Origin of the sequence: Serratia sp. LACPHL-BACT-2024-00286, from assembly GCF_043109535.1 — a bacterium.
In the GTDB taxonomy this organism is placed as follows: domain Bacteria; phylum Pseudomonadota; class Gammaproteobacteria; order Enterobacterales; family Enterobacteriaceae; genus Serratia; species Serratia sarumanii.
Window position 1 is genome coordinate 22258 of sequence record NZ_JBICNA010000015.1, and the last position, 8406, is coordinate 30663.

The 8406-nt window shown below is 53.5% G+C and carries 7 protein-coding genes and 1 pseudogene; all 8 read right to left on the reverse strand.

Going from position 1 to position 8406, the window contains the following annotated elements:
- Positions 1 to 65: 65 nt before the first annotated feature.
- Complete coding sequence (rpoB, locus tag ACF8MC_RS25240; RefSeq protein WP_033636721.1) at positions 66 to 4094, reverse strand: DNA-directed RNA polymerase subunit beta; 4029 nt, start codon at positions 4092 to 4094, stop codon at positions 66 to 68.
- Positions 4095 to 4426: 332 nt separating this feature from the next.
- Positions 4427 to 4792, reverse strand: a complete 366-nt coding sequence (gene rplL, locus ACF8MC_RS25245; protein ID WP_004929903.1) for a 50S ribosomal protein L7/L12 — start codon at positions 4790 to 4792, stop codon at positions 4427 to 4429.
- Between the two features lie 63 nt (positions 4793 to 4855).
- Positions 4856 to 5353 carry a 50S ribosomal protein L10 gene (rplJ, locus tag ACF8MC_RS25250; protein ID WP_004929905.1) on the reverse strand — a complete coding sequence of 166 codons (498 nt, stop codon included), beginning with the start codon at positions 5351 to 5353 and terminating at the stop codon, positions 4856 to 4858.
- 338 nt (positions 5354 to 5691) lie between these two features.
- Positions 5692 to 6396 carry a 50S ribosomal protein L1 gene (gene rplA, locus ACF8MC_RS25255; RefSeq protein ID WP_033636720.1) on the reverse strand — a complete coding sequence of 235 codons (705 nt, stop codon included), beginning with the start codon at positions 6394 to 6396 and terminating at the stop codon, positions 5692 to 5694.
- Between the two features lie 3 nt (positions 6397 to 6399).
- A complete protein-coding gene (gene rplK, locus ACF8MC_RS25260) occupies positions 6400 to 6828 on the reverse strand; it encodes a 50S ribosomal protein L11 (RefSeq protein WP_015376316.1) in 429 nt (142 codons plus the stop codon).
- A gap of 165 nt (positions 6829 to 6993) precedes the next feature.
- Entirely contained in the window at positions 6994 to 7539 is a 546-nt protein-coding gene (gene nusG / locus ACF8MC_RS25265; protein WP_004929914.1) for a transcription termination/antitermination protein NusG, read from the reverse strand.
- Position 7540: 1 nt separating this feature from the next.
- Complete coding sequence (gene secE / locus ACF8MC_RS25270) at positions 7541 to 7924, reverse strand: preprotein translocase subunit SecE (protein WP_004929916.1); 384 nt, start codon at positions 7922 to 7924, stop codon at positions 7541 to 7543.
- A gap of 260 nt (positions 7925 to 8184) precedes the next feature.
- Positions 8185 to 8406, reverse strand: a pseudogene (tuf, locus tag ACF8MC_RS25275) (elongation factor Tu); the annotation flags it as partial.

The window sequence follows — 8406 nt, forward strand, 5'->3', positions numbered from 1 at the left end:
ACCCGTGTGACCTGAACAACCACCCTCAGGCTCCCTTAGGCGGGGAGCCTGAGCCGGCATGACGATTACTCGTCTTCCAGTTCGATGTTGATGCCGAGCGAGCGGATTTCTTTCAACAGTACGTTGAAGGATTCCGGCATGCCTGGCTCCATCCGGTGGTCGCCATCCACGATGTTTTTGTACATCTTGGTACGGCCGTTAACGTCATCCGACTTAACGGTGAGCATTTCCTGCAGGGTATAAGCCGCGCCATATGCTTCCAGTGCCCACACTTCCATCTCACCGAAGCGTTGACCACCGAACTGCGCTTTACCACCCAGAGGTTGCTGAGTCACCAAGCTGTAAGAACCGGTTGAACGGGCGTGCATTTTATCGTCAACCAAGTGGTTCAGTTTCAGCATGTACATATAGCCGACAGTAACCTGGCGCTCGAATTGCTCACCGGTACGGCCATCGAACAGCGTGATCTGACCGGAGGTCGGGATACCGCCCATTTCCAGCAGTTGCTTGATTTCAGTCTCTTTCGCACCGTCAAACACCGGCGTTGCGATCGGCATACCTTTTTTCAGGTTCTCTGCCAGACGCAGCACTTCGTCGTCGCTGAAGGTGTTCAGGTCAACTTTCTGGCAAACGTCGTCGCCCAGATCGTAGGCCTTCTGGATGAACTCACGCAGCTTGGCCACTTCCTGCTGCTGCTTCAGCATCTGGTTGATCTTCTCACCGATGCCTTTCGCAGCCATACCCAGGTGGGTTTCCAGGATCTGACCGATGTTCATACGTGATGGTACGCCCAGCGGGTTCAGTACGATGTCTACCGGCGTGCCGTTTTCATCGTAAGGCATATCTTCGATCGGGTTGATCTTGGAGATAACACCCTTGTTACCGTGGCGGCCCGCCATCTTGTCACCCGGTTGGATCTGACGTTTAACGGCCAGATAAACCTTGACGATTTTCAGCACGCCCGGCGCCAGATCGTCGCCCTGAGTGATCTTACGACGCTTGGCTTCCAGCTTCTTCTCGAAGTCGGATTTCAGTTCGTCGTACTGCTCAGCCAGCTGCTCCAGCTGGTTTTGCTTCTCTTCGTCGGTCAGGCCCAGTTCCAGCCAGCGATCGCGCGGCAGCTTGCTCAGCTTGTCGGCTTCGATGCCACCGGCAACCAGCACCGCGTGGATACGCGCAAACAGGCCGGCTTCCAGGATCTGCAGTTCTTCAGTCAGGTCTTTCTTCGCCTGCTTCAGCTGCATCTCTTCGATTTCCAACGCGCGCTTGTCTTTTTCCACGCCATCGCGGGTGAAGACCTGCACGTCGATAACCGTACCGGAAACGCCGTTCGGTACACGCAGAGAAGAGTCTTTAACGTCAGACGCTTTCTCACCGAAGATCGCACGCAGCAGTTTCTCTTCCGGCGTCAGCTGGGTTTCGCCTTTAGGCGTTACCTTACCGACCAGAATGTCACCGCCGGTCACTTCAGCACCGATATACACGATACCGGATTCATCCAGCTTGGAGAGCGCAGCTTCACCCACGTTAGGGATGTCGGCAGTGATCTCTTCAGGCCCCAGCTTGGTGTCGCGAGACACGCACGCCAGTTCCTGGATGTGGATGGTGGTGAAGCGATCTTCCTGCACCACGCGCTCGGAGACCAAGATGGAGTCTTCGAAGTTGTAGCCGTTCCAAGGCATGAACGCTACGCGCATGTTCTGGCCCAGTGCCAGTTCGCCCAGGTCTGTCGATGGGCCATCCGCCAGCACGTCGCCGCGCTCGATTGGCTCACCCAGATTCACACACGGCATCTGGTTGATGCAGGTGTTCTGGTTAGAACGGGTGTACTTGGTCAGGTTGTAAATATCGATACCTGCTTCGCCCGGGTACATCTCGTCTTCGTTAACTTTGATAACGATACGGGAAGCATCCACGTACTGGATCACACCGCCGCGTTTGGCAACGGCGGTTACGCCGGAGTCAACCGCTACGGCGCGTTCCATACCGGTACCGACCAGTGGCTTGTCAGCGCGCAGGGTTGGTACGGCCTGACGTTGCATGTTCGCACCCATCAATGCACGGTTGGCGTCATCGTGTTCCAGGAATGGAATCAGTGAAGCACCAACGGAAACAACCTGCTGGGTGGATACGTCCATGTAGTCAACCTGGTCGCGGCTGAACAGGCTTGATTCGCCTTTGCTGCGGCAGGTGACCAGGTCTTCTACGAAGCGGCCTTCTTCATCCAGGTTGGAGTTCGCCTGGGCGATAACGAAGTTGCCTTCTTCAATAGCAGACAGGTAGTTGATTTCATCGGTCACCACGCCGTCACGCACGCGGCGGTACGGGGTTTCCAGGAAGCCATACTCGTTAGTCTGTGCGTACACGGACAGGGAGTTGATCAGACCGATGTTTGGACCTTCCGGCGTTTCGATTGGGCACACGCGGCCGTAGTGGGTCGGGTGTACGTCTCGAACTTCAAAGCCGGCGCGCTCACGGGTCAGACCGCCCGGGCCCAGTGCGGAGATACGGCGCTTGTGCGTGATCTCGGACAGCGGGTTGTTCTGGTCCATGAACTGAGACAGCTGGCTGGAGCCGAAGAACTCTTTCACCGCCGCCGAAATCGGCTTGGCGTTGATCATGTCCTGAGGCATCAGGGTATCCAGATCGCCCAGAGACAGACGCTCCTTCACCGCACGCTCAACACGCACCAGACCTACGCGGAACTGGTTCTCGGCCATTTCGCCGACGGAGCGGATACGACGGTTGCCCAAGTGGTCGATATCGTCCACTTCGCCCTTGCCGTTACGGATATCGATGAGCTTCTTCATCACTTCGATGATGTCGTCTTTGCTCAGGATGCCCGAACCTTCGATCTCGTCGCGCAGCAGAGAACGGTTGAACTTCATACGGCCAACCGCGGACAGATCGTAGCGGTCTTCGGAGAAGAACAGGTTCTCGAACAGGCTTTCGGCAGCTTCGCGCGTTGGCGGCTCACCAGGGCGCATCATGCGGTAGATTTCTACCAACGAGCTCAGACGATCGGTGGTCGGATCGACGCGCAGCGTTTCAGAGATGTACGCGCCGTGATCCAGATCGTTGGTGAACAGCGTTTCGATGCGCTTGTGGCCGGACTGGCTCAGCTTGGCCAGCAGATCCAGCGACAGCTCCATGTTGGCTGCGCAGATCAGTTCGCCGGTATTGGTATCGATATAGTCTTTCGCGACCACTTTGCCCGCGATGTACTCTACCGGTACTTCAATGCTCTGAATGTCGTCTTTTTCCAGCTGACGGATATGACGAGCGGTGATGCGACGGCCTTTCTCTACGTAGATCTTGCCGTTGGCTTCGATGTCGAACGAAGCGGTCTCACCACGCAGGCGCTCTGGCACCAGCTCCATCTGCAGCTTGTTGTCACGGATTTCGAAGACGATCTTGTCAAAGAACAGGTCGAGGATCTGTTCAGTGGTGTAGTTCAGCGCGCGCAGAATGATGGTCGCAGGCAGTTTGCGGCGACGGTCAATACGCACGAACAGGTTGTCCTTCGGATCGAACTCGAAGTCCAACCATGAACCGCGGTAAGGGATGATGCGTGCGTTGTACAGCACTTTACCCGAGGAGTGGGTTTTGCCCTTATCGCTGTCGAAGAATACGCCAGGACTACGGTGCAACTGAGATACGATAACCCTCTCAGTACCGTTGATCACAAAGGTGCCGTTTTCGGTCATGAGCGGAATTTCGCCCATGTAGACTTCTTGTTCCTTGATGTCTTTGACCGTACCTTCAGGCGCTTCGCGCTCATAGATAACCAGGCGCAGTTTTACGCGCAGCGGTGCAGAGAACGTCACACCACGGATCTGGCACTCTTTGACGTCGAAGACCGGCTCACCAAGACGGTAGCTAACGTATTGCAGCTCCGAATTGCCACTGTAGCTCTGGATAGGGAAAACAGAACGGAATGCGGCTTCAAGGCCGTACTGCCCTTCTGGATCTTGCTCGATAAACTTCTGGAACGAGTCAAGCTGGATAGAAAGGAGATATGGTATGTCCAGCACTTGTGGACGTTTACCAAAATCCTTACGAATACGTTTTTTCTCGGTATAGGAGTAAACCATAGGGTTCCTCAGCTCGCTGATCAGTGACCCAATCTGTCCGTCCGATTAGGGACAGTTCATGCAACACCGTTTTGTCGACCGGAAAGCGGGAACACTTTCCGCAATGTCTCTTGCTATCACGCTTAAACCATTTCATCGCGTCTTCCCCCAGAACTCCTGGTAGTGCAAAGACCGCGGTATATTAAGTCGTCAATAGAAACAAACATTGGGAGGCGAAACCAGCAGCCAAACAGTGTGAAACGCTACTGGCGCCCTACAGCGCAAAAAGGCTGGTGACTAAAAAGTCACCAGCCATCAGCCTAAAAGACTAGGCTGCAACCGGAAAGGTTGGCTTATTTAACTTCAACTTCAGCGCCAGCTTCTTCCAGAGATTTTTTCAGAGCTTCTGCGTCATCTTTGCTCACGCCTTCTTTCAGAGCGGCTGGAGCAGATTCAACCAGGTCTTTAGCTTCTTTCAGACCCAGGCCGGTAGCGCCACGTACTGCTTTGATAACAGCAACTTTGTTAGCGCCAGCAGCTTTCAGGATAACGTCGAATTCAGTTTTCTCTTCAGCAGCTTCAGCCGGGCCAGCAGCTACAGCTACAGCAGCAGCAGCAGAAACGCCGAATTTTTCTTCCATAGCGGAAACCAGTTCAACAACGTCCATTACGGACATAGCGGCAACTGCTTCCAGGATTTGGTCTTTAGTGATAGACATAACAATTGTTCCTAAAATTCAGAAATAGTTTAAATACGTTAGCAAAGGCTAAGAAAGAATGGCTTACGCCGCTTCTTTCTGATCGCGTACTGCAGCCAGAGTGCGAACCAGTTTGCCGGCAGCGGCTTCTTTCATGGTTGCCATCAGGCGTGCGATCGCTTCTTCGTAAGTTGGCAGCGTCGCCAGGCGGTCGATTTGCGCCGCTGGGATCAGCTCACCTTCAAAGGCCGCAGCTTTAACCTCGAATTTTGCATTCGCTTTCGCGAACTCTTTGAACAGACGAGCAGCAGCGCCCGGGTGTTCGTGAGAGAATGCAATCAAGGTTGGACCGACAAACGTGTCTTTCAGGCATTCGAATGGAGTGCCTTCAACTACGCGACGCATCAGGGTGTTGCGAACAACACGCATGTAAACGCCAGCTTCACGACCTGCTTTACGCAGTTCAGTCATTTTATCTACGGTAACGCCGCGGGAATCCGCAACAACCGCAGACAGCGCGCCTTTGGCTACTTCGCTGACTTCAGCAACAATCGCTTGTTTGTCTTGAAGATTTAATGCCATTAGCTTTTTGCTCCTGGATTAGCCGGGGAAAATCCCCCGGAACTCACTTCACTCGGCGCTTTGTAAAACGCCACGCCGAGCGGCTTAACACGGTGAGCAGAATCCAGCAAAGACATTCTTTTATAAAAAAGAAAAATTTTCTTAGGCTCTGTCACCGTCTACGCAGGAAGGATTAAGTATCTTGCGATACACCTGCGGTCTTGGACGGAGGCCTGGATAGGCCAGGCTCCAACCGAAAAATCTTTGTTTTGCCTACGGCATAGCCAATAGCAAAACCTTGGGGCATAAGATTCTAGACAAATCTTGGCCCCAAGTCAAAGCGATAATCGCAAATGCGATTAGTTCGCTGCAGCAGACAGACCGCTCTGATCGATAGCAACGCCAGCACCCATGGTGGTGGAGAGGCTAACTTTCTTGATGTACATGCCTTTCGCCTGAGAAGGTTTTGCTTTTTTCAGCGCAACCAGCAGGGCTTCCAGGTTTTCTTTCAGTTTGTCTGCGTCGAAATCAACCTTACCGATAGTGGTATGGATGATGCCGTTTTTGTCGTTACGGTAGCGAACCTGACCTGCTTTAGCGTTTTTCACTGCTTCAGCAACGTTCGGAGTAACGGTACCCACTTTCGGGTTTGGCATCAGGCCGCGTGGACCCAGGATCTGGCCCAGTTGACCTACAACGCGCATTGCATCCGGGGAAGCAATAACAACGTCGAAGTTCATTTCGCCTTTCTTGATCTGGTCAGCCAGATCGTCCATACCTACCAGCTCTGCGCCGGCAGCTTTTGCTGCTTCAGCGTTAGCGCCTTGGGCAAATACGGCAACGCGAACGGAACGACCGGTGCCGTGTGGCAGAACGGTAGCGCCACGAACGTTTTGGTCAGATTTACGAGCGTCGATGCCGAGGTTAACGGCAACGTCAACGCTTTCTACGAATTTAGCGGTGGCCAGCTCTTTCAGCAGAGCAACAGCTTCAGCGATGTCATACTGTTTAGTAGCATCAACTTTGTCACGGATCACGCGCATGCGCTTGGTCAGCTTAGCCATCTCTTAATCCTCCACTACCAGGCCCATGGAACGAGCGGTACCTTCGATGGAGCGAGTCATCGCTTCAACGTCAGAACCAGTCATGTCCGCAGCTTTGGTTTCTGCGATTTCACGTACCTGAGCACGAGTCACTTTACCTACTTTGTCTTTGTTCGGCTTACCGGAACCAGACTTGATACCAGCCGCTTTTTTCAGCAGAACTGCTGCTGGCGGGGTTTTGGTAACGAAAGTGAAGGAGCGATCAGAATAAACGGTGATAACAACCGGAATCGGCAGACCTTTTTCAACGCTGTCAGTCTTAGCGTTGAATGCCTTACAGAATTCCATAATGTTAACGCCCTGCTGACCCAGAGCTGGACCCACTGGTGGGCTCGGGTTCGCCATACCAGCTGCAACTTGCAGCTTGACGTAGGCTTGTACTTTCTTAGCCATTTAAATTTCCTCGGTTTGGGTAGTATCGCCTCGCAAGAGGCTCCCCGTGTTTCACCCCGCCCAACATGCATCAGGCAAGGCATCTAAAAACAAAAGGCGCGAAATTGTAGTTCAATTTCGCGCCTTTGACAAGCGGCAACGGGCCACTCGTTGCTGACTATTCGATCAGCCTTTCTCAACCTGGCTGAAGTCCAGTTCCACCGGCGTTGCACGGCCAAAGATGGAAACGGAAACTTTCAGGCGGCTCTTCTCGTAATCGACTTCCTCGACCACGCCGTTGAAATCGGCAAACGGGCCGTCGTTGACGCGCACCAGCTCGCCCGGTTCGAACAGCGTTTTCGGACGCGGCTTGTCACCAACCTGCTGCAGGCGGTTCATGATCGCATCAACTTCTTTATCGCTGATCGGCGCAGGACGGTCAGACGTACCGCCGATGAACCCCATGACGCGCGGTACGCTGCGCACCAGGTGCCAGCTGGCGTCATTCATCACCATCTGCACCAGCACGTAGCCAGGGAAGAATTTACGCTCGCTCTTGCGACGTTGGCCGCCACGGATTTCAACCACTTCTTCCGTAGGCACCATCACTTCGCCGAACAACTCTTCCATATCGTGCAGTTTGATGTGTTCACGCAGCGATTGTGCTACGCGACCTTCAAAACCGGAAAACGCCTGAACGACGTACCAACGTTTTTTTGGAGCTTCAGACATTTTAGAACCTCAGGCCAGTAATAAACGACACCAGACGGACCAGAATACCATCCAGCCCCCACAGAATCAGTGACATCACGGCGGTTACCGCGGCAACGATCAACGTGGTGTGTAGCGTTTCCTGACGAGTTGGCCAAATCACTTTACGTACTTCGGTACGCGCTTCGCGGGCAAACGCAACGGTGGCTTTGCCTTTGGTGGTCATCAGAGCCACTGCACCTGCAACGGCGATGATCAGCACAACTGCCAGCGCGCGCAATGGCAGGCTTAAATCACGGTAGTAATAGTTACCGACAATAGCCACAACCAACAGAACGGCGACGATCAGCCACTTTGCCGCTTCCAGGCCGCGTCCGCTCCCTTGAGCCTCGGTATTCGCACTCATAAACCAACCTGTCACAATGATGATTCAGAACAAACAACTTTGCCTCGCATTGCGAGGCAAACCAAACCGATCGGATACCGCTTCAGCGCTATCCCGGTGTTTTACGCCATGACGTATTTCAGTCAATACGGTTTAAGAGCCCATCTCACCAATGATTATGACTGCAAAATCGCTGATGAGATAGGTTCTAGTTCACAGCGTAGAAAAAGGGCATCAAATGATGCCCTTTTACCGCGTGTCGCGTCAAACTTTATCAGCGATTAAGCGATAACTTTAGCAACAACACCTGCGCCAACGGTACGGCCGCCTTCACGGATTGCGAAACGCAGACCGTCGTCCATCGCGATTGGGTGAATCAGGGTTACAACCATGTTCACGTTGTCGCCTGGCATTACCATCTCTACGCCTTCTGGCAGTTCGATGGTACCGGTCACGTCAGTTGTACGGAAGTAGAACTGTGGACGGTAGCCTTTGAAGAATGG